This is a genomic window from Aquimarina sp., assembly GCF_977115655.1.
Genome location: NZ_CDSBKO010000002.1, coordinates 122,539 through 149,511 on the forward strand (window position 1 = coordinate 122,539; position 26,973 = coordinate 149,511).

At 32.7% G+C, this 26,973-nt stretch carries 22 protein-coding genes; 11 read left to right on the forward strand and 11 right to left on the reverse strand.

Annotation, left to right across the window (positions count from 1 at the left end; all coding sequences use genetic code 11):
* The first annotated feature begins 1 nt into the window (after position 1).
* A complete protein-coding gene (locus tag ACZIYX_RS01900) occupies positions 2 to 385 on the forward strand; it encodes a TraR/DksA family transcriptional regulator (protein ID WP_462680497.1) in 384 nt (127 codons plus the stop codon).
* A 232-nt stretch (positions 386 to 617) separates the two neighbouring features.
* Here the strand turns inward: ACZIYX_RS01900 and ACZIYX_RS01905 are convergent, their stop codons facing one another.
* The 4 genes from ACZIYX_RS01905 to ACZIYX_RS01920 form a co-directional block, all read right to left on the reverse strand.
* Entirely contained in the window at positions 618 to 1,487 is an 870-nt protein-coding gene (locus tag ACZIYX_RS01905; RefSeq protein ID WP_462680498.1) for a cupin-like domain-containing protein, read from the reverse strand.
* Between the two features lie 320 nt (positions 1,488 to 1,807).
* Positions 1,808 to 2,911 carry a biotin synthase BioB gene (gene bioB / locus ACZIYX_RS01910; protein ID WP_462680499.1) on the reverse strand — a complete coding sequence of 368 codons (1,104 nt, stop codon included), beginning with the start codon at positions 2,909 to 2,911 and terminating at the stop codon, positions 1,808 to 1,810.
* A gap of 79 nt (positions 2,912 to 2,990) precedes the next feature.
* Positions 2,991 to 3,956, reverse strand: a complete 966-nt coding sequence (locus ACZIYX_RS01915) for an alpha/beta fold hydrolase (protein ID WP_462680500.1) — start codon at positions 3,954 to 3,956, stop codon at positions 2,991 to 2,993.
* 54 nt (positions 3,957 to 4,010) lie between these two features.
* Positions 4,011 to 5,171 carry a beta-ketoacyl synthase N-terminal-like domain-containing protein gene (locus ACZIYX_RS01920; protein ID WP_462680520.1) on the reverse strand — a complete coding sequence of 387 codons (1,161 nt, stop codon included), beginning with the start codon at positions 5,169 to 5,171 and terminating at the stop codon, positions 4,011 to 4,013.
* Positions 5,172 to 5,305: 134 nt separating this feature from the next.
* On the opposite strand from ACZIYX_RS01920, the gene ACZIYX_RS01925 reads away from it, so the two are divergent.
* Together ACZIYX_RS01925 and ACZIYX_RS01930 are read left to right on the forward strand one after the other, a co-directional pair.
* The gene (locus ACZIYX_RS01925) at positions 5,306 to 5,752 is read left to right on the forward strand and encodes a cytochrome c oxidase assembly factor Coa1 family protein (protein WP_462680501.1); all 447 of its coding nucleotides are present in this window, start codon (positions 5,306 to 5,308) and stop codon (positions 5,750 to 5,752) included.
* Positions 5,730 to 6,761, forward strand: coding sequence for a hypothetical protein (locus ACZIYX_RS01930; RefSeq protein WP_462680502.1), 1,032 nt, complete (start codon positions 5,730 to 5,732; stop codon positions 6,759 to 6,761). Before ACZIYX_RS01925 ends, ACZIYX_RS01930 begins: the two co-directional genes overlap by 23 nt.
* Here ACZIYX_RS01930 and bioA read toward each other — a convergent pair.
* From bioA to ACZIYX_RS01945, 3 genes are all read right to left on the reverse strand, one after another.
* Complete coding sequence (bioA, locus tag ACZIYX_RS01935; RefSeq protein ID WP_462680503.1) at positions 6,747 to 8,012, reverse strand: adenosylmethionine--8-amino-7-oxononanoate transaminase; 1,266 nt, start codon at positions 8,010 to 8,012, stop codon at positions 6,747 to 6,749. The two genes, ACZIYX_RS01930 and bioA, sit on opposite strands and share 15 nt — an antisense overlap.
* Before the next feature lie 164 nt (positions 8,013 to 8,176).
* Positions 8,177 to 8,797: a dethiobiotin synthase gene (bioD, locus tag ACZIYX_RS01940; RefSeq protein ID WP_462680504.1), complete on the reverse strand. Its 621-nt coding sequence runs from the start codon at positions 8,795 to 8,797 to the stop codon at positions 8,177 to 8,179.
* Between the two features lie 170 nt (positions 8,798 to 8,967).
* Positions 8,968 to 10,128 (reverse strand): aminotransferase class I/II-fold pyridoxal phosphate-dependent enzyme, encoded by a 1,161-nt coding sequence (locus tag ACZIYX_RS01945; RefSeq protein ID WP_462680505.1) that lies wholly within the window; start codon positions 10,126 to 10,128, stop codon positions 8,968 to 8,970.
* Positions 10,129 to 10,281: 153 nt separating this feature from the next.
* Between ACZIYX_RS01945 and ACZIYX_RS01950 the strand changes: the two genes are divergently transcribed.
* Both ACZIYX_RS01950 and ACZIYX_RS01955 read left to right on the forward strand, forming a co-directional pair.
* Entirely contained in the window at positions 10,282 to 12,084 is a 1,803-nt protein-coding gene (locus tag ACZIYX_RS01950) for a M61 family metallopeptidase (protein ID WP_462680506.1), read from the forward strand.
* Between the two features lie 29 nt (positions 12,085 to 12,113).
* Positions 12,114 to 12,656: an N-acetyltransferase family protein gene (locus ACZIYX_RS01955; protein WP_462680507.1), complete on the forward strand. Its 543-nt coding sequence runs from the start codon at positions 12,114 to 12,116 to the stop codon at positions 12,654 to 12,656.
* Here the strand turns inward: ACZIYX_RS01955 and ACZIYX_RS01960 are convergent.
* Entirely contained in the window at positions 12,634 to 15,405 is a 2,772-nt protein-coding gene (locus ACZIYX_RS01960) for an alpha/beta hydrolase family protein (protein WP_462680508.1), read from the reverse strand. The two genes, ACZIYX_RS01955 and ACZIYX_RS01960, sit on opposite strands and share 23 nt — an antisense overlap.
* A gap of 472 nt (positions 15,406 to 15,877) precedes the next feature.
* Between ACZIYX_RS01960 and ACZIYX_RS01965 the strand changes: the two genes are divergently transcribed.
* From ACZIYX_RS01965 to ACZIYX_RS01975, 3 genes are all read left to right on the forward strand, one after another.
* Positions 15,878 to 16,495 (forward strand): fused DSP-PTPase phosphatase/NAD kinase-like protein, encoded by a 618-nt coding sequence (locus ACZIYX_RS01965; protein WP_462680509.1) that lies wholly within the window; start codon positions 15,878 to 15,880, stop codon positions 16,493 to 16,495.
* Between the two features lie 20 nt (positions 16,496 to 16,515).
* Positions 16,516 to 17,565 carry an NAD-dependent epimerase/dehydratase family protein gene (locus ACZIYX_RS01970; RefSeq protein WP_462680510.1) on the forward strand — a complete coding sequence of 350 codons (1,050 nt, stop codon included), beginning with the start codon at positions 16,516 to 16,518 and terminating at the stop codon, positions 17,563 to 17,565.
* Positions 17,566 to 18,310: 745 nt separating this feature from the next.
* The gene (locus ACZIYX_RS01975; RefSeq protein WP_462680511.1) at positions 18,311 to 18,535 is read left to right on the forward strand and encodes a hypothetical protein; all 225 of its coding nucleotides are present in this window, start codon (positions 18,311 to 18,313) and stop codon (positions 18,533 to 18,535) included.
* A gap of 175 nt (positions 18,536 to 18,710) precedes the next feature.
* On the opposite strand, the gene ACZIYX_RS01980 is transcribed toward ACZIYX_RS01975, so the two are convergent.
* Positions 18,711 to 20,390, reverse strand: a complete 1,680-nt coding sequence (locus ACZIYX_RS01980) for an ArnT family glycosyltransferase (protein ID WP_462680512.1) — start codon at positions 20,388 to 20,390, stop codon at positions 18,711 to 18,713.
* A gap of 183 nt (positions 20,391 to 20,573) precedes the next feature.
* Between ACZIYX_RS01980 and ACZIYX_RS01985 the strand changes: the two genes are divergently transcribed.
* The 3 genes from ACZIYX_RS01985 to ACZIYX_RS01995 are packed head-to-tail and all read left to right on the forward strand — an operon-like array spanning position 20,574 to position 23,926.
* On the forward strand, positions 20,574 to 21,548 hold the full coding sequence (locus ACZIYX_RS01985; protein WP_462680513.1) for a glycosyltransferase family 2 protein: 975 nt from the start codon (positions 20,574 to 20,576) through the stop codon (positions 21,546 to 21,548).
* Positions 21,508 to 22,407 carry a lysylphosphatidylglycerol synthase transmembrane domain-containing protein gene (locus ACZIYX_RS01990; protein WP_462680514.1) on the forward strand — a complete coding sequence of 300 codons (900 nt, stop codon included), beginning with the start codon at positions 21,508 to 21,510 and terminating at the stop codon, positions 22,405 to 22,407. Before ACZIYX_RS01985 ends, ACZIYX_RS01990 begins: the two co-directional genes overlap by 41 nt.
* A 13-nt stretch (positions 22,408 to 22,420) precedes the next feature.
* Complete coding sequence (locus ACZIYX_RS01995) at positions 22,421 to 23,926, forward strand: ArnT family glycosyltransferase (protein WP_462680515.1); 1,506 nt, start codon at positions 22,421 to 22,423, stop codon at positions 23,924 to 23,926.
* Positions 23,927 to 23,947: 21 nt separating this feature from the next.
* Here the strand turns inward: ACZIYX_RS01995 and ACZIYX_RS02000 are convergent, their stop codons facing one another.
* Both ACZIYX_RS02000 and ACZIYX_RS02005 read right to left on the reverse strand, forming a co-directional pair.
* Complete coding sequence (locus tag ACZIYX_RS02000; protein ID WP_462680516.1) at positions 23,948 to 25,528, reverse strand: ArnT family glycosyltransferase; 1,581 nt, start codon at positions 25,526 to 25,528, stop codon at positions 23,948 to 23,950.
* A 40-nt stretch (positions 25,529 to 25,568) separates the two neighbouring features.
* Positions 25,569 to 26,276: a phosphatase PAP2 family protein gene (locus tag ACZIYX_RS02005; RefSeq protein WP_462680517.1), complete on the reverse strand. Its 708-nt coding sequence runs from the start codon at positions 26,274 to 26,276 to the stop codon at positions 25,569 to 25,571.
* Positions 26,277 to 26,973 lie beyond the last annotated feature (697 nt).

The following is a 26,973-nucleotide window of genomic DNA, read 5'->3' on the forward strand; positions in this document are numbered from 1 at the left end:
TATGGCAGACGATATCAAAGTAAGGTACAGCGACGCTGATTTAGCAATGTTCAAGGAAATAATTCTTGAAAAAGTAGAAAAAGCTAAAAAAGATTTAGATTTACTAAGAAGTGCTTACAAAAATGATGGAAATAATGGCACGGATGACACCTCACCGACATTTAAAGCATTCGAAGAAGGTAGCGAAACAATGTCTAAAGAAGCAAATACACAGCTTGCTATCAGACAGGAAAAATTTGTGCGTGATTTAAAAAACGCTTTACTAAGAATTGAAAACAAAACGTATGGTATATGTCGTGTAACCGGCAAATTAATCAATCCAGAACGTTTAAAACTGGTTCCGCATGCTACATTAAGTATTGAAGCAAAAAATATGCAAGGATAGATTCTAAATAAAATAGTTTACACCAACCTCACAAGCTTTATTTTTGTGAGGTTTTTTTATTCCTTTTTCTGAATAAAAAAGATCCTGCCATCCAAACCTAACCGCAGCAGGAGCAAAAGATTTAACCATAAAATGTCTCATCTAAACTTATTCATTTTCTCCAAAGGAAGGGCTTTTTAAGGGATATTTATTTTTGCGGCAAGCTCCTGACCCTCAATGAGGGATTACTATATCAAAGTTTTTTTACTCTTTTATTGGTTCTTTTTATAGCTACTTTATTTTTATATTCTATCCATTTTTGTCCTTTGGTTTTTCGCATAAAATTATCTATACGCCTTAACACAAAAACATTGTACATAGCTTTTACAAACCTAACTTTGCTTTTGGTAACAGAGCGAATACTCATAGAAAAACCAGGGCTTAGATATGTCATGTGATGCCAGTACCCTTCTGGCATATAAAGCATCTCACCATGTTTTAAATTGGTTATATACCCTTTTGCTTTTTGCAATGCCGGCCATGTATCAAAATCCGGATTGGTATAATCGATCTCTTGATGGGATAGTAAAGAGTGTGGTAATTTGTATATATATTTGGTTTGTGAAGGGGGGAACAGTATACATTGTTTTTCGCCATGAAAATGAAAATGAAGTATGTTGGCATAATCTATATCATAATGCATAAATACTTTAGAACCAGTCCCTCCAAAAAAAAGAAAAGGTAATTTCTTCATGAATTTTAAACCCATATCGGGATAAAAAAAATCCTTTTGAAGCTGTGGAACTTCTTTTAATAAATTATATAAAAAGATACGGTAATTTGTAGGGCCACTATGTAGTAAGTTAATGTAGTCGCTCATTTTCATACGGGTATGCGCTTCATTAAACTTACGATCAGACGAAATAGGTCTGTCATCGTATATAGGCACAATGTTATCGCCTGCTTGCGTATTTATATAATCCAAATTCCATTTCTTATATGCTACCCAATCTTCGGTTAGTCTTTCTACCACAACCGGTTTTTGCAAATGGACATACTCTTTAAGAAATTTTTCTTTGGTAATTACAGTTACCCTTGGTATTTGCTCTAAGTCTAATTTCACTTACTTATATATGAGCTAAAAATTAAATTGTGATTTGCCAAAAATAGATATCATACTTTATACTAATCTATATCTCTAAAAAACAAACAGTATTTTAATTGTAAATCTAAAATCAATGTCGTTTAGGTAAGCTTTTAGTTATGAGTCTGATCCTGACAAAGACATTAGAAAATGTAAATTAAAAACACTTCGACAAACTTAGTGCGACAAAGAATTTTAAATATCTTTAACTAAAGGCATGGAATCTAAAACTGTTAACGTATTTTCTAAAAGATATATTAAACACCTTATACCAGTCCCTAAAAACAATCCGGTACGTACTATTTGTTTGCTGCTACTTCTTTTGCTTTTTGTTTTGCAGTTTCATTTTTTTCGATAGTGTGATCTGGTCTTGACCATTTGGGTTTTTCTCCCAGAGGTTCGTATTTAGAATCTTTTGCCTCGACTGTTTCTGGCTGCGCTTTTTTAACAAACGGTTTTTGTGGATTAAGCCCCAACGTTTTAAACATTTCCATATCCTCGCTCACATCCGGATTAGGAGTGGTCAACAGTTTGTCTCCTGCAAAAATTGAATTAGCGCCTGCAAAGAAACACATTGCTTGTCCTTCTCTGCTCATTTCGGTTCTTCCTGCCGATAGTCTTACCTGAGTTTTTGGCATAATGATTCTTGTTGTAGCTACCATTCGTATCATATCCCATATTACTACAGGTTTTTCATTTTCCATTGGTGTTCCTTCTACAGCAACCAATGCGTTGATTGGTACCGATTCTGGTTGTGGGTTTAGTTTGGATAATGCAACAAGCATTCCTGCACGATCTTCTACTTTTTCTCCCATACCAATAATACCACCACTACATACGGTAACATTGGTTTTACGAACATTATCTATGGTCTGTAAACGATCTTCATATCCTCTGGTAGAAATTACTTCTTTATAATATTCTTCAGAGGTGTCTAAATTATGATTGTATGCATATAGTCCTGCTTCTGCCAGTCGTTGTGCCTGGTTTTCGGTAATCATACCCAGGGTACAACATACTTCCATCTCTAATTTATTGATAGTACGAACCATTTCTAATACACTTTCAAACTCCGGCCCGTCTTTTACATTACGCCATGCAGCACCCATACATACTCTGGAGCTGCCTGATGATTTTGCTCTAAGTGCCTGCGCTTTTACCTGCTGCACGCTCATAAGATCATTACCTTCAATATCGGTATGATATCTTGCTGCTTGCGGACAATATCCGCAATCTTCCGGGCATCCTCCTGTTTTAATAGATAAAAGAGTAGATACCTGTACTGTATTTGGGTCATGGTACTCCCGATGAATGGTAGCTGCTTTATACAGCAAATCCATTAATGGTAAGTTATAAATATCAAGAATTTCTTGTTTTGTCCAATTGTGTTTAATAACGCTCATATATCATCTAAATCTAAAAATCAAATGTAATAAAATCTGGTATGGTAGCCATTAAAGTGCCAGATTAAAATAGCAAAGTTTATTTTTTTATACTTAAAAACTGTTCGAATAGTTTAAAAAAATTCTCTGGTTCTTCTAAATATGGATTGTGCCCACTTTTTTCAAACATCACAAATTCTGCTTGTGGCATATAGGTTTTGTACTGTATTGCGAACTCTGGCGTAGATACACCATCGTATCTGCCAGCGATTATTAATGTTGGTGATTTTATTTCTTTTAGCTGTTTTCTAAAATCGGTATCTCCCATATCTCCAGTAACATGAAAATCTCCATCCCGACCTACAATGTTATAGTATACATCCAGATTCCATGAGCGTTTTACATTTTTTGGTACTGGTTGATTTAATTCTGTATTATGATAGTATATATATTTGGTCGGAAAACTACCGTATGCTTTTAAAAACTCGGGGTCAGAAGACACATAGCCTGCTGCTCTTAAGGAATCTACTGCTTTCCATTTTTCAGGAAAATGTGTTCTGGCATAGTGGTTATAGCTATCGCAATTTGCCTGCCACATTAATCCACTATGAAATCCATTAATCAATACCATTTTTTCTGTATACTGTGGGTATTTTATGGCATAAGCCTGTGCAACTACAGTCCCGTAAGAGTGTCCTACAAGCGTCCATTTAGGCAACGCTAATGCTTTTCTTATTCCTTCTAACGTTTCTACATCCCCTTGTATAGAGTATTCTTTTTTGTCCTTGGCATCTTCAGACAAACCTCTGCCCAGTGCATCAAAAAAAACTACTTGCGCAGAGGTATGATATTTGCCAAAATTACCCTGCAGATAATCGTGTGAGTTCCCTGGCCCTCCTGCGATAAATACCATGGGATTTCCTTTACCTTTGGTTTCTACATTAATTTGATACCCGTTAATATTTATAAATTCAGGCTCAAATTCATCATGAATGGTGGTTACTTGTGCCTTAACCTGAATACCAAAAACAAAACTTATGAAAAGAAGAGTGATTTGTGTTTTCATCTGTTTACATCTTTTTCAATTATATTTATTTTATAGTCTAAATATCGTAAAAATTTAAGGAATCTGAAGTAATATACTTACTGCATTGCCTCCAAAACCAACAGCGTTGACTATAATTTTGTTTAACTGTTTAGGAGTTATTTTATGTTCTATAAACGGTACCGGAATAAATTCTTGATGCTGCATCATTAGTATTGCTAACTCTAAACTTAAAATTCCGCTAGCGCCAAAAGTATGTCCTATTTTCCATTTATTAGTGGTTAAAGCTGGTAATGCATCTTTAAAAACGGTTTTAATGGCATTATATTCTGCCATATCTCCTTTTACTGTTCCCGGTGCATGCATTACAATAGCGTCTACATCCTCTACAGGGGTTGTTCCCAAAGCCATTTTCATTGATTTTTGAAAACAATCTGCCTCTGTCGATATCGATATGTTATGTTTTAAAGGTTCTGTAGCATATCCTATACCTTTTATTAAAGCTATGGCATTATCTTTTACTCCTTTTTCGAGACAAGCAACGGCAGCTCCTTCTCCCAAAAACATCGAATTCTTTTTTTTATCTAAATTCATTGCCTGGCAAGGGTACGCAGACTCTGTATCCAAAGCATATATTTTTAATGCTTTCATTTGTGCAATAGTAAATGGTGTTAATGGCGCTTCGCTCCCGCCTACCAAAAACTGTTCTGCTAAGCCCGATTGTAACCAGGCTACTCCATTAAGAATTGCATGTAATGCCGTGGAGCAGGTTATAGAATGGCTTATTTCTGGGCCTTTGGTTTGTAAATCATGTGCTATCCAGGAGGATATATTGCCAAGCGTTGTAGTAGGGGAACTTAGCGTAGAGGACTTGCCTGTTTTTAGAAATTCCTGATGGTATTTTTCAAAAAGACTTGTTGCCCCTCTGGAGGAACCTATATTAATTCCAAAATTATACTGCTTGTCCCATCCTGCATGTAGTACTGCTTGCCTGGCAGCATAGATCCCAAAAAGAACAGAGTCGTCTAAGTCTTTATAATGATCTGTTTCTTGTCTTAATGCTTTGATTATTTGTTTCGCTTCTTTAGAGAGCAAGGCTACAAGTGCTTTTTCTCCACCAAAGTTTTTAATAGAAATACAATGGGATGGATCTCTGTATGCGTTCCAGATATCTTTAGAAAAAAATCCTAAAGGAGATATTGAAGAAATCCCCGTTATAGATACTATTTGTTGCAATTTATAAGTTTTGGCAAATGTACAGGTTTGTTCTATCTTGTTCAATAGTTATTATACTTTTTATAGTATTTTTAGGGTATAATTACGTAACAAGAAATAGGTTTTAGGTACTTATATTTACAATAATATATATTATGGAAGATCATATACCGCATAAAAGTTGGTTTGCCAGAAATTGGGGATGGGCAGTTCCTGTTGGTGGTTGCTTAACCATTATTATCTTGTTTTTTGTTTTTGTAGGTTCTTTGATATTTGGGGTAAGCGAATTGATCACCGAATCTGTTCCTTACCAAGACGCTATTAAAAAAGTAAACGAAGATGAGTATGTTATAAACATTCTTGGAGAGCCTATAGAAACAGATGGCATGATGAATGGCAATTTATCTTATAAAAATAGTACAGGGTTTGCAGATATATCGATACCTGTTAAAGGCCCTAAAGGAAAAGCAGAACTATATCTTACAGGTACTAAAGAAAATGATCAATGGACCTATACAGAAATGTATGTGATCATTGAAGAAACCGATGAGCAAATTGATTTATTGGGGTATCAACAAGATGAATACAACGAAAACCCATAGTTATTTAATCGTTTTTGGAACACCATTACTTCTGATTTTATCTATGGTTTTAATCTCTAGAGATCGGTTGTTTGAAACAAATAGCAATGCCTTATCTATTGGTATAACATTGGATTTACTTTTTACTATCCCTTTTTTTTATTTTTTATTGATTAGAAAGAAAAACATACCAAAAACTACTGTTATTCCTTTTTTTGTTTTAGGAATATGGGTAGCTTCCTATAGTATTCCTAAAGAACATCAGTTTTTGCTTAACTGGATTAAAACCTGGGTGTTTCCTCTTGTAGAAATTGGAGTGGTTATTTTTGTTTTTCACAAAGTTAGACAAACCTTAAAACAGTATAAAACTAATACAAAAGACAAGCAGGATTTTTTTACTGCTTTGAAACAAACCTGCTTTGATATTTTACCAAAAAGAATAGCTACATTTCTTGCTATGGAGCTTGCTGTATTTTATTATGGATTTATAGTCTGGAAAAAAAGAGTTCTAAAAGAAAACGAATTCTCCTACCATAAAAACAGTGGCACCATTTCTTTATTAGTAGCTTTTATTTTTATTATAGGAGTCGAAACCTATGTAATTCATATTCTCCTACTAAAATGGAGTGCTATTGCTGCTTGGGTTGCAAGTGTTTTAAGTATGTATTCTAGTATCCAGATCTTTGGTTTTTTGAAATCTATTCTAAAAAGACCTATATGTATTGAAGGACAGCAGATACAACTTCGTTATGGTATCCTTAGTGAAACAACCATAAATATTAATGAAATTGAATCTATAGAAATTACCAGTAAAGATATAGAGCTTAATACCGAAACCCGAAAATTATCCCCGCTCGGGGAGTTAGAAAGTCATAATATGTTAATCACTTTAAAAAACAAGAACACACTTTTTGGTCTGTACGGAACGCAAAAAACGTATAAAAAAATAGCTTTTTATATAGATCAAAAAGAGAAGTTTAAAACTACGCTTGATAATACCATTTTACTTATAAAATCAAATCTGATCTAACAGCTCTACAATGGTATCATAAATTTTTTCTAACTGCTCTTGCGTTATTACATACGGCGGTAAAAGATACACCGTACTCCCCAATGGCCTTAGTGCTACTCCGTTTTTCATAAAATGATCAAAGATCTCATACCTTTTTTTTCCATACCGATCCATCTCGATATCCAGATCTAAAGCATAGATCACTCCTAGTTGCCGGGTGGTCTTTACTTTTGGGTGGTTTTTTATTTTAGCATCAAAATTTTTATGAGACATGGTTATCCTTTGTATGTCATTTTGAATTTCTTCGGTATGCAAAAGCTCTATTGCACTTAATGCTACAGAGCATGCTATAGGATTGGCAGAGTAAGTATGCGCATGAAAAAAAGCTTTACCTACAGAATCGTCTAAAAAAGCATCATAAATATTCTGCGTGCAACTGGTTACTGCCATTGGTACAAAACCTGCTGTTAAAGCCTTGGACATCGATATGATATCTGGTTTGGTTTCTATATAATCCGATGCAAAAGTTCTTCCTGTTTTTCCAAACCCGGTCATTACCTCATCTGCAATGGTAATAACATTATTTTCGTTACAGATATTAAGGATTTGATCGAGATATGCAGCCTCATATATATGCATTGCATTGGCTCCCTGTACCAAAGGTTCGTAAATAAAAGCTGCCACTTTATTAGTAACAATGTACTCTTGTAGCTGCTTTAGTACAGAGTCTATGTTTTCGATATTTGGCGTAGGTATTCGTTTTACATCTATAAAAAAATCTTCGAAAGGCCCATTATATACAGATAATCCAGAGGCAGACATGGCTCCAAATGTATCTCCGTGAAAACCATCTTCGAAAGCAATAATAGTATTGCGTTTTTCGCCTTTATTAAAATGATATTGCAATGCCATTTTAATCCCTACTTCATTTGCCGTAGAGCCATTATCTGAAAAAAATATTTTTTGCTGGTTATCTGGTAATATTTTAATCAATTCCTCAGATAGCTTAATCGCTGGTTTATGGGTAAATCCTGCAAATACAATCTGATCTAACTTTTGCATCTGATGATTTACTTTTTGCAAAATATAATCATTACAATGCCCATACATTGCTGTGTACCAAGAGGCAATACCATCTATATACTCTGTACCATCTTCTCCAAACAACAAAGCTCCTCTTGCTTTTATGATTGGTAATGCATCCGGGTATACTTTATGCTGTGTAAGCGGATGCCAAAGATGTTTTTTGTCTCTTTCTGTTAAAGTCATAATGTATGGTATTTCTGCAAAAGCGAAAATTTTACTATTTTTTTATTCCTCTTTAAAGTCAAAAAATAAAAATCAATAACCTTGGAGCAAGCTCATGTGGTATGCTTCCGATAATATATTTTGTTTTCGAGGCAAGCCTCGGAGAATTAAACTCACAATGTGGATTAAAGTTTTTCTAATTTTTCTTTAAACAACTCGGCATACTCTGCCACTACAACTTTATCAAAATAAGGTTCCTGATCTATTCTGCCCAGTATAGAAACTCCTGTCATTTTTTTGATAATATCCTCGGTAGTTTTATTTTCTTCACCATTAAAAATCACAGACACGTTATATCCTTGCTCTTTTAAAATCCAGATGGTCATCAGGGTATGATTAATGCTTCCTAAATAATGCCTGGAAACTACGATCACTTTATAATCTGGTTGTATAAGATCTAAGATAGTATCTTCTTCGTTTAGAGGCACTAATATCCCTCCTGCTCCTTCAATAACAATATCATTATCTACTTTAGGAATACTTATTTTGTCTGTTTGTATGGTAACATTATCTATTTCTGCAGCAGCATGCGGACTCATAGGAGCATGTAAAGCATAGCTATTGTCATGAAATTTTGATTTTGAATTAGATACTAACTCTTGTACTTTATGTGTGTCTGAATATTCTAAATCCCCTGCTTGTATTGGTTTAAAATAATCTGCTTGCAACGCTTCTACCACAATTGCCGAAGCTATAGTTTTACCGACATCGGTACCTATACCTGTAATAAATATTTTTTTACGCATCTATATTAAATTCTTTGTTACAATCTTGACACCTATATCTCGTTTTTTGATACACAGGCAATAAAAATAAAATAAAACCAAAAAGAAAAAAGCAATCCTTTAAAGCTATCGAGTGTTGAAGCAAGAATTGTTTTTTTTCATTACATTCCGGACAATGAATTGCATCTCCTTCATGTAATCACAAAAGTAGTAAGTAGTTCTAAGACTTCAGAGATTTCTTCTTTAGAATTGTACGAATGTAAACAAAAACGCAGTCTTTCTTTGTTTTTTGCAACGGTTGGGGATAAAATTGGTTTTATATCAAATCCTTTCTTCTGTATATGTAACGCTATTTTTTTTACATTTTCATTACCAGGGATAATACAACAATGTATTGCCGAATTACTTTGGATAAACTTTGTTTTCAGGTTAACGGATTCTAATTTTTGATTAAAAAAAACAATATTTTCTTTCAGTTTTTTGATTTGGGAAGTTTTTTGAAGTTCCTGATATGCTACCAGTATAGTTGCCAGAGAATGCGGTGGCAAGCCTGTGGTGTATATAAAACTTCTGGCAAAATTAATCAGGTACCTTTTTAAATCTTTACCTCCTAAGATTACTGCTCCATGGCATCCCATTGCTTTGCCAAAAGTATGGATTCTGGCAAAAATCATGTCTTCAAGACCTAATTCTTGTAATAACCCCTCGCCTTGTTCTCCATAAACCCCTGTTGCATGTGCTTCATCTATAACCAGATTGTAATTATGGTCTCTACAAATTGTTGCAAGGCTCTGCAAATCAGGAACATCTCCATCCATAGAAAAAACAGATTCTGTTACTATATATATCTCGGCAAGCTTATTATTACCTGCTTTATCAAACTTAACGAATTGAAGCTTTTTTTGCAGATCACCCCAATCATTATGTTTAAATTTATAAGAGGTAGCAGTACTCATTTTAATCCCATCCCGAATCGAAGCATGAATTAGTTCGTCATACAAAATAATATCTCCCCGCTGCGGAATAGCAGAAAAAAATCCAACATTAGCATCATATCCCGAATTAAACAATAATGCTGCTTCTGCATTATGAAATTTTGCTAACTCTTTTTCTGTTTCTTCATATAATTTATAATTCCCAGAAAGTAAACGGGATCCTGTAGCTCCATTTTTATAAATTCCTTTTGTATCTAAAAGCTTATGTACTTTATCAAAAATATTTCTTTCGGTTGCAAAACCAAGATAATCATTAGAATAAAAATCTATTCCTTTTTTATCTATAGAGAGTTTACGAAGCGAATTACTCACTTCTCTATCCCCAAGTTTTTTCTGAAGTTTTTCTGGTAATTTCATATACAGAATCAAAAATAAAACAATTACTACTTAAAAAATATTACTTTTTTAAGTAATTGATACACTATATAGAAATCTAATAATTTTATGTAGGTATAATACTTATATTTGATTTTATCGATCTGTTCTTAAACAAATCCTAATAAAGATAAAATGAAAGTAGTACAAATATTAGTTGCCTTACTATTTATTCAATCAGGCTTCTCCCAATTCAAAAATACATACTCTGTATCTTTTGATAATGCAGTCCATCATGAAGCTAAAATAGAAGCTGTATTTTCTAACTTAAAGACAGACACTATTTCTTTACGAATGAGCAGAACATCACCAGGAAGGTATGCCTTGCATGAATTTGCAAAAAATGTATATGATGTAACCGTAACCGACGGGCAAGGGAATAAAATTAGCGTTGTTCGTCCTAATCCTCACCAATGGGATATCTCTGGTCATGATGGCACTATAAAGCTTTCTTACACCCTATTTGCAGATCGGGGAGACGGGACCTATTCTCAAATCGATGAAACCCATGCCCACCTTAATATTCCTGCTACTTTTATGTATGCTCCGGCACTTAAAGACAGATCTGTAGAAGTAACTTTTAACCTTAGAAAAGATCTGAACTGGAAAGTAGCCACGCAACTTATACCTAAAGGTGACAACACATTTACTGCTCCTGACTTACAGTATTTTATGGATAGTCCTGTAGAAATTAGTAACCACTCTACAAGATCATTTAAGGTTACCTCTGAAGGGGAAGAATATACTATACAACTTGCAATGCATCATCTTGGCACCGAACAAGAAGTAGATGCGTATTTTGAAAAGATTAAAAAAATTGTAGTGCAAGAAAAAGAGGTATTTGGCGAATATCCAAAATTTGATAACGGGACATATACTTTTTTAGCCTGTTATATGCCCCAGGTATCCCGTGATGGTATGGAACACAGAAATTCGACTATCCTAACCAGTACGAACAGCCTTTCTAATGGCGGAATGAAAAAAAACATAGGAACTGTTTCTCATGAGTTTTTTCATGCATGGAATGTAGAACGTATTCGACCTAAAACATTAGAACCTTTTGATTTTGAAAAAGCAAATATGTCTGGAGAATTATGGTTTGCAGAAGGGTTTACAAGCTATTACACTAACCTAATTTTATGCAGAGCGGGACTAATTAGCCCTGAAGAATACATAAATGGGTTAGCCGATACCTATAACTATGTATGGAATTCTCCTGCAAGAGCTTATTTTAACCCTACTGAAATGAGCTATCAAGCTCCTTTTGTAGATGCAGCAACCTCTGTAGATCCTGTTAATAGAGAAAATACATTTATTTCGTATTACTCGTATGGTAGCATACTTGGTCTGGCTCTTGATCTATCTTTAAGAAACTATAAAGATTCTCTACATCTGGACGATTACATGAAAATGATCTGGGAAAAATATGGTAAACTAGAAATACCATATACTCATACTAATTTGTTTACTGCGTTACAAGAATATGCCGGAGATACATTTGCTAATGATTTTTTTAACAAATACATTAATCATAGCGAAATCCCGGATTACAAAGCTTTATTTGCTGATTTTGGAATTTTGATGGATAACGATCCCAAAAAACCATACTACGGAGCTCTTATTGAGTTTGATGAAAACAATAATGCTATTATTTCTAATTATCCTCAAAAAGAAGGACCTGCATATAATGCCGGCTTAGACAAAGGAGATATTATTTTAACTATAAACGGGGATTCTTTTAAAAATCCCGAAGAATTTTTAAATCTTACAGGAAAAATTACCTTAGGTAAAAAAACACCTGTTACTTATCTAAGGTTAGGAAAAAAAATTACCACCCAAATTATTTTTACGGCAGACCCAAATGTTGAAATAGTGGCACTGCAAAACCCTGAGAAAGAAATTTTGGAAAAACGTAATAAGTGGTTACAAGCAAAATGAAGTGGTTTAAACTTTTTCAATAATATTTTATGAAAAACCTTATCTACACCCTTACTACTTGTGATGAAGAATTAGAACAAATAATAAAGCTTCAACAAAACAATTTACCTTCTTCTATTTCTAAAAAAGAAAAAGAGGCAGAAGGTTTTGTTACTGTGCAACATGATATATCTATCCTAAAAAAAATGAATAGTAAACAACCTCATATTATTGCAAAGGATAAAGATAAAGTTGTTGGTTACGCTCTATCTATGCTAAAAGATTTTAAGGAGGATGTCGAAATCCTTAAGCCTATGTTTGCTATGATCGACAATCATTTGGATCCCTCCACTTCTTATATTGTAATGGGACAAATATGTATAGATAAAGCCTATCGTAAGCAAGGGATTTTTAGGGGTTTATATCATGCTATGAGAAACGAATTGCAAAAAAAATATGATTTCTTGATTACCGAAGTAGCATCTAATAATATACGTTCTTTACAAGCGCACCAAGCCGTAGGTTTTACAACATTAATCACATACGAATCAGACAATATACAATGGCATCTTATTTATTGGGATTGGAAATAATAGTAGATGTTCTGGTATCCTCTAAATCATAACCAAAATCTTTTCCTTTTTGTATTCTGGGAACCCCACTGGTCATCCATTTAGGGACCGGTTTTCCTTTAAGATAATAATCAAAAAACTGCATCATACGAATAGACAGATCTTGTTTATTCTTTACTTTTTTTAGATTATGATCCTCATCATTATATACCAAAAGCCAGACTGGTTTTTGCAATCTTCGCATACCCATAAACATTTCTATTCCTTGATAATATGGTACTGCACCATCATTATCATTGTGCATCATTAGTAGTGGTGTTTCTATTTTAGGAATACCAAAAAGTGGTGAGTTTTCGATATAAAGATCAAAACCATCCCACAGGTTTTTACCTAGTCTGCTTTGTCTTCTTTCGTATTGAAAAGCTCTGCTTAGACCAGATTTCCATCGAATACCTCCATAAGCAGAAGTCATATTACTTACGGGAGCACCTGCCATTGCTGCTTTAAACTTATTGGTAACTGTTACCAGATATGCTACTTGATACCCTCCCCAGCTTTGTCCTTGTATCCCTATATTATCACTATCAATATACCCAGACTCTTCTAAAGCCTCAACCCCAGAAACAATACAGTTATATGCACTCGCCCCTGGTTTACCCTCATCATACACGATATCCGGCACAAACATAATATAATCATTGCTCACTAAATAAGAGGGATTTACAATAGAAGCACTTGGACTTGGAATATGATAATTTCTATAACTATCGGATCTTTTTTCATAAAAATAAGTAATCAAAGGATACTTTTTTAAAGGGTCAAAATCTTCTGGTTTATAAACAATCCCTTCTAGTTTTCTACCATCGTTTGCTTGCCACGTAAACAACTCTGCGGTTCCCCATTTAAAATCTTCTTGATGTGGGTTTATGTGGGTTATCTTATTTGTGCTTTTAAATGTATTTGTGGCAACATAAAGATCCGGAAATGTGGTAAAATTTTGCTTTCTGTAAGTAAAAACATTAGCATCTTTTGCTTTTTTATAGGAACTTATACGAAACTCTGAAGGTTTGATCTTCTCGATAAACTTTCCTTTTTTAAGAGTATATAACCCGGAAACCTTGGTAGTATTGTCAAAACTTGTAATTAATAATTCTTCGTTACTATAAGTTGCCCGATATTTTTGTTCGGGATCCAGCATTTCTGTCCTATAGGTTACATTTTTTTTTCTTCCGTTTTGAGTTAGGTTTATTGGTTTATCTTTCCCCTGCAAAGAAATTTTCCACACATCAAATTTATCATATATCAATACTTCTTCATTTACATCAAACCCTCCAAAACCGTAAGGAGAAGGCAATGAAGGGTGGTCATCATCTTCATCATAAAATGCCACGCCCAGATCTTTGGTGAGATTGTTTTTTTTATTAGTATATAAGTTTATAGAAAACCAATCCTTTTCTTGCATATCATAATACAATACAAATTGCCCGTCGGGAGAAAGTATGGGTTTCAGCCCTTTATTTTTGAGGATCCGTTCTTTGTTTCCTGTATAGGTATCGATTGTATAATAATCTTTTGTCCACGGGTAGTCCCAGGAACGTTTTGTATCGTAAGGAGAAGTAACAGAACCCAATATAAATTGCTGCTCTTTGGTCTTATCTAAATCAAGATCTTCAATAGTTTGATCCTGAATGTGGATATACCTTTTGGATGTAATATCATAATACGATATGAATGCCTTTTTATTAAGCTCTTCAAACTTTGATTTTTGCTCTGGTTGAATTAGTTTATCCTGCCAGTTCCATACATCTACTTGCGGGATTTCATCCTCCAGCAGTGTCGTGTCTTTTAAATAAACAACTTTTGGTTTAGAGTAAAAGTATAATCTATTACCTCTATCGGAGAAAAAAGGGTGCTTGTCTTTGCTTAATTCCCAATTTTCTTTAAGATTATTTCCTGAAAAATCTACAAGCTTTTGTGTTATCTTATTTTTATGATAGTATAATTCGAATTTTAAGGAATCTACCGCGGTTGAATCTGTTGCCGACAAATAAGCAAATTGGCTACCATCTCTGTATATGGCAAGTTTATCATAAACATATTTTGTGGTATCAATAGCAACTTTTTCTGCAGATAATAAATTATATGCGTATACCCCAATATCCTTTTGTTTTTCTTTTTTGTTTTTTAATGAGAAATAAAAAGTCGAACCTTCTTCTGGCAGGACAAAATCTTTTATCTGGTGTATGGTATCCTTTTGTTTGGTTTTTAAGTTATATACCAAAGCATAATTTTGCTCATATGCCATAGATATATTTTTATGTAAAGTATCTTGCTTATTTTCTGTTTTTCTTTTCCCTTTTTGTTTTTCTTTAATTTCTTTAAACTTTTCTACAATCAACCACCCTTCTAGTTTTTTTGGCATTTGATATTTTTTTATTCTGGAAATCGAATCGTAAATAGTATTATTTTTTACATCATAAATAAATAACTTATCCTTTGTTCTGTCTTCTTTTTTTATTTCTTTCTTTTTTTCTCTTCTTATTAACTGATATTCTGGTCTTTGTTTAAAAACCACATAATTTTCATTAAAAGATATGGAAGGTTCATACCCATTGAGATATACAAATTTTTCTTTGTTTTGGGTATTATATATTTCTATATACCCATCTCCTCTTTTGGTATTCGTCTCAATGGTAGTTACTACTAATTTTCCTTTCTCTGATATCTTTACATCTGTGATATTTTTCCATAAATCATAGTCTGTATGCATCAAAGTTTTTTTTTGCGCAAAAAGCGAAGAGGTAATTAAAAGAAAAACAAAAGTGATTAGCCTTGGGAACATAATTAAGGTTTTAATATTAAGAGTGCTTTATATCCTCTGGAAAAATATAAAACCTTTTGCCAAAAAAGCACAGGTTAACATAATTTTATCTAAAAATCAATAGTTTATTTATATATGTAATAATCCAATAGCAAGCTCGCCAGATATATATTTTGTTTTTGGGGCAAGCCATAAGGAATTAAACCTTGTTCCATCTCAAAATAGTTTATTCAAAAATACTATATAATATGCTATTTTTCAGTTTCTTAAAAAACACATTGTTATGCTTATGTTATGCCTGCAAAAAATATCTGGTGTAATATTTCCATACCTTTATATTATCATTAGGGTTTGCTTACCACATCTTTTTTAGGATTAATATTCTATAATTTCGGAAAATGAATTGTTAATCAGATGTATTATGAAAACCACAAAGAGGCTTGTTTTTTCGATATTAGGAGTAGCTATCATTTTTGCTGCTATTTATGTATATCATGTTCATTTTGACTATAGGTTTGTAGAAATAAATGAAAATAAGGTTTACAGGTCTGCTGCTATACCTCCTGAAAAGATTCATAAGTATATCGAGAAACATGGTATTAAAACAGTTATCGATCTTAGAGTAGGGCAAGTTAGTGATCCTCTTAACCCTGGTTTATCTTCAGATATCACCAAAGAAAAAATAGCTGTAGAAAAAATAAAGGGTACAAATCATATTAATATTCCTTCACAGCAAATCCCCAGCGAAGAAAATCTTAAAGAATTTTTTAAAGTCTTGAATCAGGATATTTCTTACCCTGTATTAATACATTGCCACCATGGTACCGGAAGAGCTGTTTTGTACAGTGCCTTATATCGAATTGAGTACGAAGGTTTCTCTAATGAGGCAGCGCGTTTAAAAACAAGGGTTCCTGTTTTTTTAAGTTCTTTTGATCACGGCACCCCAAAAGGAGAATGGTTAAAAACTTATAAGTCCCATCATAAGGAGAATGAATTTATGGCTACTACTGCCGTTAAAAATGAAGAAATCAAAAAATAAAACCATTAAACACATTTTTTATGAAGATTTTGGTCACAGGTGCAGCAGGATTTATTGGATTTCATACTGTTAAAAAACTACTACAATTGGGTCATGAGGTTTTGGGTTTTGATAATATTAATACGTATTATGATACTTCCTTAAAATACGACAGACTAAATGAGATAGGGATATCTCGTAATAAAGTAATCGATAATGAGTACGTAACTTCGTCTATATACAAAACTTTCCGTTTTATAAAGATGGATTTAACGCAAAAAGCTGCCATTATGGATTTATTTCGTTACGAACGTTTTGACACTGTTATACATCTGGCTGCCCAGGCCGGTGTGCGATACAGTATTGAAAATCCGGATGCATATATTAAAAGTAATATAGATGGCTTTTTTAATATTTTAGAAGCTTGCAGGCATTATCCGGTAAAGCACCTTACTTATGCTTCCAGTTCTTCGGTTTATGGAAACAATAAAACAATTCCTTTTTCTGTAGATCACAATGTGGACAAGCCTATAAGTCTATATGCCGCGACCAAAAAGAGCAACGAATTAATGGCGCATACATATAGCCATCTTTTTAAGGTTCCTACTACCGGGCTTCGGTTTTTTACCGTTTATGGCCCATGGGGAAGACCGGATATGGCACCATCACTGTTTGCAGATGCTATTATTAACAACAGACCGTTACATATTTTTAACAACGGGGATATGGAAAGGGATTTTACGTACATAGATGACATTGTAGATGGCATCTTAAAAGTAAATGAAACCCTTCCTAAACCAATAGATCCGGAAAAAGCTCCTTATTTATTACATAATATAGGCAATAGTAATCCTGTAAAACTAATGGATTTTATTACCTGTATCGAAAAACATATCGGTGCTGTGGCTAAAAAAACTTTTTTACCTATGCAACCCGGAGATGTTAGTAAAACATACGCAGATATATCCAGCATAGCTAAAGCTGTTGGTTATACTCCAAAAACAAATATAGAAACTGGTGTAAAGCATTTTGTAAACTGGTATATTTCTTATAAGATCAAATATAGTAGCAAAATCAAGGAAATTATTTAATCTTATTTTCCCAGATTACAGCATCTTACTTTAAAGCCATTATTTTTGGTACTAAACCTATTTTCGATAACTCTGCTAAGCTAGAAACACAATTTTCTATCCAAAAAAGCTGACTGGCATAAATTTTCCTAGACTTTTTTATTTAATATCCTTATCCATAAGGGTAGTACCCCTTACCAACACCCTTCGAAGGGTTTCTGAGGGGGGTGGAAGCACCTTGATGATGCTTCGAAGGATCTTCGAGGTACTTTGTTTTTTTTAGTAACAATAGATAATAGAGAAAATTCGGGTAATTTGGCTAATTTAATACAAAAGAGATACAGATTATAATCTATAACGTATAGAGTAACCTCGCCATATATAGTTTCTGTACATGTATTTTGTTTTCGATACACGTGTTATAGGATTAATCCCTTAATAAAGATTAAGCTTATCCATTTTATTTCCGGATTTTTTTGCATAGTACCTTTACTCCTTAAACCATATCAAAGAACTATTAACAGACGGTATTTACTAATTTTGAAAAGCAGTTAAAATTTATAAATATGTAACCAAGGATTTATAAATTCTTAGTTATTGTTCTTGTTAACAGGTGATTAAAGCCTTTACCTTTGTAACCTAAAAAGATGGATATACTTTTTTTGGTTCCATATTAAATTCTTCAACTTTATTTAGGTTTTTGATAGAAAAGAAAATTAGTATATCCTTTGTATTCTATAATTATATAATGTTAAATGTTTTAATTATGAAAAAATCAATTTTAGGCCTGGGCAGGGTTTTAAACAAAGTAGAACAAAAGTATATTAAAGGAGGTGGACCAATCGATGATTGGCATGATATCTCTCTGGAGATTTGGCATTCTTTGCTTAATAAACCCGGGTTTGTATGCCCTGTTGATGGGGACTGTGTTATATTACAAGGAGCAGAGTGTATTAACAGATGTTTGGTTGAAGGTCCTGGTGGCAGGTAAATAACCTTTTAAGATCACAGTGTAATTGAAACTCAAATAGTAGAATAAAAAGGAGGTATTCCTTAATTACGTTGGAGATTATATTGTTTAGGTAATAAAAAAACCAATACAACACGTGATTTTAGGTGGGTTTTCTATGTAAAAAGCTCTTGGTATTTAACATAGAAAACTCACATTATTTAGCAAAGTATTGTAAAAGATAGGCTTTTTCTAAAACTTCATCTCTTGTATTTGGGTTTATAAAAGACCCTGATACTCTTGTGATCCTAAAATGATTGATCTCATATTTTTCACTCCAGGAAATAGTATCTTCTTTAAGTTCTTTTAATTGATAATCGTATAAAAACAGCCAATCTCCACTTTTTAGCGTTTTAGAAATATCGTTTACAGCAACAACCGGTGTTATCCTATGGGTATAAAAATCTAAAGACCAACTTGGTTTTCCTGCAAGTATAAAAACGTTTTCGGGATTAATATTTTCAGTTTTAATAATATTGGCTGCATTGTTTCCTGCTTGATATAACAATAGTTTTGGATAAAACTGTGTGTTTAAACAAAAATTAATCAATCCCATAAAATAAACAGAAACCAATACTAATTTTCTATATACGTTCATTTGCTTTGTAACAACATAACACAATCCGGTAATTAAAAACACATAACATAAAACAATACCAACATTGGGCATGGTAAACCCCCAAAAGATCAAAAACAAAACTAATATACTACCGGATGTTAAAACAAAGTATTGTATACCAAGAATAATTTTTACTGTATTTTTTTTACCTATTTCAAATAATTGCACAATATACCCTGCAACTAATACGGATAATACAGGCAATAAACTATTAAGATAGTGCGGTAATTTGAATTTTGAAAAACTAATAACAATCATTACCAATAAAAACCCAACAGAGGTTAGAATTTCAACTTCTTTTATATACTTAAATCTTGTTGCAAATGCGAGTTTTAATTTTGCAAAAAGCGCTATGTATGCTATTAACGACCAAGGCAGAAATGCCCACAATAAGGTGTGAAAGAAAAAGAAAAAATCCGAACTTGTTTTCTCAAACCCACTTGCTGTAAGCCTGTTAAAGCTTTGATCCCATAAAATAAACCATACTCCCGAAACATTAGATTGCTCGTGGATTACTTTTTCGGGATGCAGGTCAAATTGAATATAGTATGCATATAAAACCGGGAATATCGAAATCACAAATGCAAAAAAAGCGATCGCTGTTTTCCATGACCACAATACCTTCCATTCTCGGTTATATGCCAAATAACTTAGTATACAAACCCCGGCAATAAAGACCCCTAATTGCCCTTTTGTAGAAAACGCTATTGCTACCCCAACAGCCCCAAGTACAGAATGCAATAATTTCTTATTATTTATATATAGTACAAACTGCCAAATACCAAAAATAGTTGCTCCGGTAAGAACGGCATCTGTTCGCACATCGTGATTAGACAAAAAAATTGCCTGTCCGGATAAAAATACCAAAGATGCTATATGTGCTGCCTTGTTGCCATAAAATTCTTTTGCCAGTCGATTACAGGAGTATGCCCCCAGGATAGTAAACAAAAGTGCCGGAACCCTATATGCCCATTGTGATATCCCAAAAATCTTAAAGGATAATGCTGCTAACCAAAAATGCATGTGGGGTTTATCTAAGTAGTCGTTCCCTGCTTTGTAAATATTAAGAAAATCATTGTCAAGATACATTCGCATTGCCATAGTTGCGTGTTGTGCAGAGTCGTTTTCCATTAACGGAATCCATAATCCTGAAATATAAACAATGGCTAATAATATATACAGTAGTATGTAATCTCTTTTAAATAAAATGGTATTCATATAAAATTTAAAAAATTCTTGCAATTCGACCAAAAGTAGTTTAAGAATCCCATATAAAGCTTTTATAAATCAGCTCTTAACAATTTTATAACCCCAGCAGTATTCCTTATTAATTTGTTATCAATTACCAAATATTAAATTGATGTGTTACCTCTACTTTTGCAAATTAACACAAGGTATCGTATGCATGTTTCTCCATTTTTATCTATAGTAATTCCAGTATATAATGAGCAAGGAAATACCAGCTTATTAACAGAGGCTATTGAAAAGGCATTGCACGATTATAAATATGAGATAATATATATAGACGACTTTTCTACAGATAATACAAGACAAGAAATTAAAGCATTAAAAAATCCTAATGTAGTTCTTATTGAACTTAAAAGAAATTATGGACAAAGTTCTGCTTTGGCTGCCGGGATAGAATATGCAAAAGGGGATTATATTGTTACTTTAGATGGAGATATGCAAAATGATCCGTCTGATATTCCCAGGATGTTAGAAATAGCAATTCGCGAAGAGTGGGATCTCGTAACAGGAATACGCCAAAAAAGAAAAGATAATTTTATTAGAACATTACCTTCAAAAATAGCAAATTATATTATTAGAAAGGCAACCAAATTTCATATTACAGATGCAGGATGTGCCTTAAAGGTAATGACCTCAGAAACAGCAAAAGGGATTCCGCTTTATGGCGAAATGCATCGGTTTATTGCACTAAATGCACACATAGACGGGGCTCTCATTACTGAAATTCCTGTAAGACATCATCCCAGAAAATTTGGAGTCTCTAAATATGGGTTGGGAAGGACTTTTAAAGTAATGAACGATCTTTTACTTATTCTTTTTCAACGTAAATACTTGCAAAAACCTTTATATTTATTCGGTAATATAGGGATGTTGTTTTTTGGGACAGGAGTCTTAATCAATATGTATCTTATAGCGGTAAAATTAATGGGCAATGATATAGGAACAAGACCTTTATTACTCTTAGGTGTTTTATTAATACTGGTTGGGATTCAATTTTTTACTATTGGGATTGTCGCCGATCTTTTAATGAGAACCTATTATGAATCTCAAAACAAAAGACCTTATAATATAAGAAAAATATCCACTTTTGAAAACAAAGAAAAAAAACCTGCTCTCCACGTTTTTTAAAATTGGGGTAACCGTCTTACTACTGTACATTATTTTTACCAAAATCCCATTGCATGAAGTATGGGGTACTATTAAAAAATCGAATACTTTGTACCTTAGCCTTGCTGTACTTTGCTTTATCGCATCCCAATGGATCTCTGCCAAAAGATTATTAATTCTTTTTAGAGCAGTGCATTTTTCTTTATCTTCTACGAGTAATTATATTTTATATCTAACAGGAATGTTTTATAATTTTTTTATTCCCGGGGGGATAGGTGGTGATGCGTATAAGGTATATATATTAAACAAAAATTTTAAGTGGCCTGTAAAAAAATTGTCTGCAGCTGTTTTGTTGGATAGATTTATAGGGTTAACCGCTATTGGTATTTTACTTATTATCTTATTAGCATGTATCCCTTTGGTAACAACGCTAAATTTGCTTTGGGTCGCTCCTTTTGCTCTGCTATTTGGTGTATTAAGCTCTTACCTTTTCACTAAACATATTTTTCCTTCCTTTTTATCTCTATATCCAAAAACATTGCTATTGTCTGTTTGTATACAAGTATTACAATGTATTTGCCTAATATGTATTGTTAAGAGTATTTCTATCTCAGAAACAGATTCATACATCCCTTATATTATTGTATTTTTAATTTCTTCGGTTTTATCGGTTTTCTCTTTTTCTGGTATCGGGGTACGAGAAATGATTTTTTATCAAGCATCTTCTTTATTTATATTTAATAGTACAACCGCAGTTACTATAGGTGTTTTATTTTCTGTCATTACTGCTTTTGTTTCTCTATTTGGTCTTATTTTTCATATCAAAAAACCAGAATTAAAGTGTACGAACACAAATTATATTACCAATGTAACTATGTAAAAAAACAAGATATATGTTTGCTCTTGCTCCCTTACCAAACAACTCTATATCTAATCGTTTTTTATTTCTTGTTACAGCATACTTTTCGACTCATCTGTTCATGCGGTTATGGTTAACTAATACTCTGGAAATCGATGAGGCAGAACAAGTTTTTTTTAGCCAACAATTACTCTGGGGCTATAACCAGCAACCCCCATTATATACCTGGATTATCATATTTTTAACCCGTCTGTTCGGGTATCATATATTTAGTATTATTGTATTTCGATTTATATTATTAACCGGTATATTTTTTTTGGTTTTTAGTATTTCCAGAAAACACATAAAGGGTATAAAAATACTTGTCGTTACTTGTTTAAGTTTGTTGTTGTTTTTTCAATTATCGATTGAAAGTTTACGGCAAACACATACGGTTATGGTAACATTTGGGGTAGCATATCTGCTCTGTTCTTTACTGCAATTGGTAAAAAGACCCAGTGTTACTAACTATATACTATTTGGAATCGCAATAGCTTTTGGAATGTTGTCTAAATATAATTTTATCATCCCTTTGGTTTCTCTTTTAATAAGTGCTTGTTTAGATCCTGTTTATAGAAAAGTTATTTTTAATAAAAAAATAGCGATTAGTTTTGTTGTATTTGCTTTATTAATTTCAAAACATACTATTTGGCTATTTCAAAACTTATCTGTCACCAGCAAAGAAACCATAGAAGATTTAGCGGCTTCTGACCATTCTTCTTTTTTATATATAATCCTCCTTAACTCATGGGCATTACTAAAAGGTATTCTTTCGTTTGGCGGGATGTTCCTTATTTCTATATTAATTATATTTAAGGGTAAAATAAGTTTTATATTTAAAAAGGATAGCCCTGGCTTTGTTCACTTTTTAGGAAAATTCTTTCTTATTTCTTTTGTACTCTTATGGGGGGTTTTATTAATAACAAAGGCTACCAATGCTCATGAGCGATGGATTCAACCTCTGTTTTTTTTAGTCCCTGTATATATATTTATAAAATATGACAGAAGTAAGACCTATACTATTAATTTAAACCGATTAAGAAACATACTTTATACATTTTCTGTACTTATTTTAATATATGTTGTGGGTAGTATATCGTTAGGGCCATATCTTGGATTTACAGAACGTATTAATCGCCCATACAAAGCCTTTTCTAATTATCTGAAAGAGCAAAAAATACTGGTTAATAATGCAGACCTTATCATTAGTGATGTAACAGATATGGCTGGAAATATAAAATTGCAGTTTAACGATCATCCTGTAGAGATCCTAAACCCTACAGATTGTCAAACTTTTTTTACACCCCGGGCAATCTATAATACCAAAAACCTGCTCGTAATCGGAAGTCAAAAAAATAATGAAGATCTGATTAATTGTATCAAGAAAAAATATAAACGATCATTTACTGAAAAACATTATAAAAAAGAGTTTTTATTTAAGTACAGTACTTCTCAATACTATACTTTTTATTACACTAGTATACGATTTTATAATAAGTAAAATAATATGCGGTTTCTTTGATTATTGTTGTTTATATATTCTGGTAGTGTGAGACTCAAAAAGAGCTTTGGCTTCAAAAACCTTGGTAAGATTATTATTGTTATCTAAATTCCCTACATTTCTATCATTGGTAATAAGATAACCATCTGGAAATTTTTTAAAAAAAGAGTCTATTTCTTCTGCATTAGAAAGTACCGTAAACGTTTTTCGAAAATTAATAGGAAAAGCTGCATCAAATCTTTTATAAGCAGCTATTTGTTTATTATCCTTAATCATAGTTTTTGCTTTTTCTACAGGATTATGCATGGTAAGTGCAGGGTATATAATCAAAAATAATACAGGGACCAGAATTATCCAACCTGATGAGATGGTTATAAATGCTGTTTTGTAACGTTTTTGAAAATATAAAAATGCTCCTCCTGTTGTAATAAGTGATGTTGGCAACAACCATAAACTAATATTACTGCTATTTTCTAACCCTTTTTCATTAAGTAAAGCAAATTTACCTGCAATTGGCAGGGCAACAGCCAACACGGTAATTAGTAGTACCACTACTGTTATATGAGCACTCTTTTTTTGTTTTAGAAAAAACTCCCAAAGTGCTTTACTTATTACAAAAGCAAGAAAAGGATAACAAGGCATCGTATAGTTAGGTAATTTTGTATTAGAAATACTAAAGAACAAAATAAATACCACACATATTATTGCAGAAAATTGTAAAAGAGTATCCTTTCTGTTTTTATATGCTTTTATAAACGCATAGATTACAAAAAACGAAAAGGGCATCATTCCTAATAAAACAAAAGCCCACGTAATTAGAAAAACTCCTCCGTGCCCCTCCATTTCATTGCCAAATCTATGTATATTATGATCCAAAAAAAAACCTTTTGTCCATACGCCACCTGTTTCAATATGTACCAAAACATACCACGGCAATGCTATGGTTAATACCAGTAACAATCCTAAAAATGGTTTATACCTAAGGATACTTTTGATTGTAAGGTCTTTTGTAATAATAAAAAACACAAGGCAAATTAAACCTGGTAACAACAAAGCAACAGGGCCCTTGGTAAGTGCCCCAAACCCAAACAAAATATACATAAACCAAAGGGAAGATATAGTATCTCTTATATAGAAATCATAAAAAAACCATAGCCCTGTACTAATAAAAAATATGAGATACGGATCCGGAACTGCTAAATGAAATTCCTGAATAAAGAAAATGGAAGACCATGTTATTAATGCAAAAGTATATGCTACATTTTTGCCGGAAAAAAAGTTAATGAAATGAAATGAAAAAACAATAGTAAGAGTGCCAAAAATCCCAGAGAAAAAACGTGCGCCAAACGAGTTTATCCCAAAAAAATTATATCCTATCATCATAAAATAATAATGCAACGGGGGCTTGTCTGTTCTTAATACCCCATTAAAGGTTGGTACAATATACTCTTGCCCAAACATCATCTCTCTGGCTGCTTCGGTATTTTTTGCTTCATCCAGTATATATATTGGGTATGCCCCTGATCCTATAAGACAGAGTACAAGGCTTATTAAAAAGACCAATATCACATTTTGATTCTCGTATAAAAACTTACCTAGCATTCCATCTTTTTATGTATTAAAAAACCCATATTGTTGTATATTAATATTTTGGTGAGGATTTTAGGTTTTTATTAAAAATTTCAAAACCAATACTTGTATATCCGGGCATTATCCTAATTAGGTATTTGTTCATCCACCAATATCCAAAAGGTATATATTGTACTATAATAACAGCAACAACAGAGGACAGAGTACCAAAAAGAAAACCAAAATAAATATCAATTATAAAATGCTGAGCAAGATAAACCCTCGAAAAACCAATACTAATGGCAATAAAAGCCAAAACAAAAGAAGTTTGTTTATTTTTTATAATCAAAGCAATAAAAGATGCAGCAAAAGTTGCCCCTGTTGTATGCCCTGAAGGAAAACTTGTTTTATGGTGAATCCTTATACCATCTACAATATGTAACAAATATTCTTTATCTATAGATTTAAAATAGCCCAGAGGCCTAAGCACTTCATTAAAAAGAATTTGTTTGTTTGTCTGAATAAGTATTATATGTAATAGTAATCCTAAAACAAAAGCAAACGACCACCTTATTTTTAGAAATAATAACAATATGATGCAACAGCATATCATAAACCCTTCTCCCATCCAGGTTATCTTTTTTAATGCCCAATCCCTAAAAGGGGAATGAAGACTATTTAAAAACAGAAGGCTTTGATCTTTTGGTATCCATAACAGGGGAAAGATTATAATGAGAATGATTACAAAAGGAAAAATTGATTGATATTGTATTTCTTTCATCTGTTTAAACTTATAATTTTTTTAATAGCTATTCAGATAGATTTTCCAAAATTCACTTTATGATAATGTCCACTAATATTTTTGGTTATTTACACTTTAAAATTATTATAAAGTAGTGGGTAGTACTTTATCTGTATGTTATAGTTATCTCTATCAAGGGTTAAAAAAAAATAAGGTTATTTAAAAAAATGTTATATCCGATCAAAAGGGAAAATGACAAATTTTACTTATTGATCCTTTTAACCCACAAAGGTGGAGACGAACCTAATACCATTTTAACTTTGAATTTGCCGCAATAAAATCCTCTTTTCTGACTATGTTCAAAATAAAAATCAGCCACAGCTATATTTTGTTACGTAACAGAAAGCACAAGGTATACAGGTATTTTCTTAATTTTAGCGTAGCAGTTTACTCTGGATCCGGTCAAAAGGGTACGATTGAAATCAACAACCCGGGATCAAGATTACGAGATATGTTTCTGAAAATTATATTTTATCTTGAAGGGCAAACCTCTGGGGATCAAATTTTTAATTACAGTCTAAAAAACACAGCGTATCGCCTGTACTTGATGTCTTTTACCCGGATCATCAATGTCGTTAAGTTAAGAATCTAAACTATTGATTTAAAGCTTATTAATGATGAGTCCCAGTCCCCTTCTAACGGGATGAACTGTGCTTAAAAACAAATATTTGGTTGA

What these genes read in the sequence shown, in the direction of transcription:
- ACZIYX_RS02000 (WP_462680516.1), bottom strand. Translation starts at nt 25,528, where the DNA reads ATGCTAGGTAAGTTTTTATACGAGAATCAAAATGTGATATTGGTCTTT.
- ACZIYX_RS01915 (WP_462680500.1), bottom strand. Translation starts at nt 3,956, where the DNA reads ATGAAAACACAAATCACTCTTCTTTTCATAAGTTTTGTTTTTGGTATT.
- ACZIYX_RS01960 (WP_462680508.1), bottom strand. Translation starts at nt 15,405, where the DNA reads ATGCATACAGACTATGATTTATGGAAAAATATCACAGATGTAAAGATA.
- bioB (WP_462680499.1), bottom strand. Translation starts at nt 2,911, where the DNA reads ATGAGCGTTATTAAACACAATTGGACAAAACAAGAAATTCTTGATATT.
- ACZIYX_RS01970 (WP_462680510.1), top strand. Translation starts at nt 16,516, where the DNA reads ATGAAGATTTTGGTCACAGGTGCAGCAGGATTTATTGGATTTCATACT.
- ACZIYX_RS01995 (WP_462680515.1), top strand. Translation starts at nt 22,421, where the DNA reads ATGTTTGCTCTTGCTCCCTTACCAAACAACTCTATATCTAATCGTTTT.
- ACZIYX_RS01950 (WP_462680506.1), top strand. Translation starts at nt 10,282, where the DNA reads ATGAAAGTAGTACAAATATTAGTTGCCTTACTATTTATTCAATCAGGC.
- ACZIYX_RS01955 (WP_462680507.1), top strand. Translation starts at nt 12,114, where the DNA reads ATGAAAAACCTTATCTACACCCTTACTACTTGTGATGAAGAATTAGAA.
- ACZIYX_RS01980 (WP_462680512.1), bottom strand. Translation starts at nt 20,390, where the DNA reads ATGAATACCATTTTATTTAAAAGAGATTACATACTACTGTATATATTA.
- ACZIYX_RS02005 (WP_462680517.1), bottom strand. Translation starts at nt 26,276, where the DNA reads ATGAAAGAAATACAATATCAATCAATTTTTCCTTTTGTAATCATTCTC.
- bioA (WP_462680503.1), bottom strand. Translation starts at nt 8,012, where the DNA reads ATGACTTTAACAGAAAGAGACAAAAAACATCTTTGGCATCCGCTTACA.
- ACZIYX_RS01965 (WP_462680509.1), top strand. Translation starts at nt 15,878, where the DNA reads ATGAAAACCACAAAGAGGCTTGTTTTTTCGATATTAGGAGTAGCTATC.
- ACZIYX_RS01985 (WP_462680513.1), top strand. Translation starts at nt 20,574, where the DNA reads ATGCATGTTTCTCCATTTTTATCTATAGTAATTCCAGTATATAATGAG.
- ACZIYX_RS01900 (WP_462680497.1), top strand. Translation starts at nt 2, where the DNA reads ATGGCAGACGATATCAAAGTAAGGTACAGCGACGCTGATTTAGCAATG.
- bioD (WP_462680504.1), bottom strand. Translation starts at nt 8,797, where the DNA reads ATGCGTAAAAAAATATTTATTACAGGTATAGGTACCGATGTCGGTAAA.
- ACZIYX_RS01945 (WP_462680505.1), bottom strand. Translation starts at nt 10,128, where the DNA reads ATGAAATTACCAGAAAAACTTCAGAAAAAACTTGGGGATAGAGAAGTG.
- ACZIYX_RS01975 (WP_462680511.1), top strand. Translation starts at nt 18,311, where the DNA reads ATGAAAAAATCAATTTTAGGCCTGGGCAGGGTTTTAAACAAAGTAGAA.
- ACZIYX_RS01930 (WP_462680502.1), top strand. Translation starts at nt 5,730, where the DNA reads ATGAATACAACGAAAACCCATAGTTATTTAATCGTTTTTGGAACACCA.
- ACZIYX_RS01925 (WP_462680501.1), top strand. Translation starts at nt 5,306, where the DNA reads ATGGAAGATCATATACCGCATAAAAGTTGGTTTGCCAGAAATTGGGGA.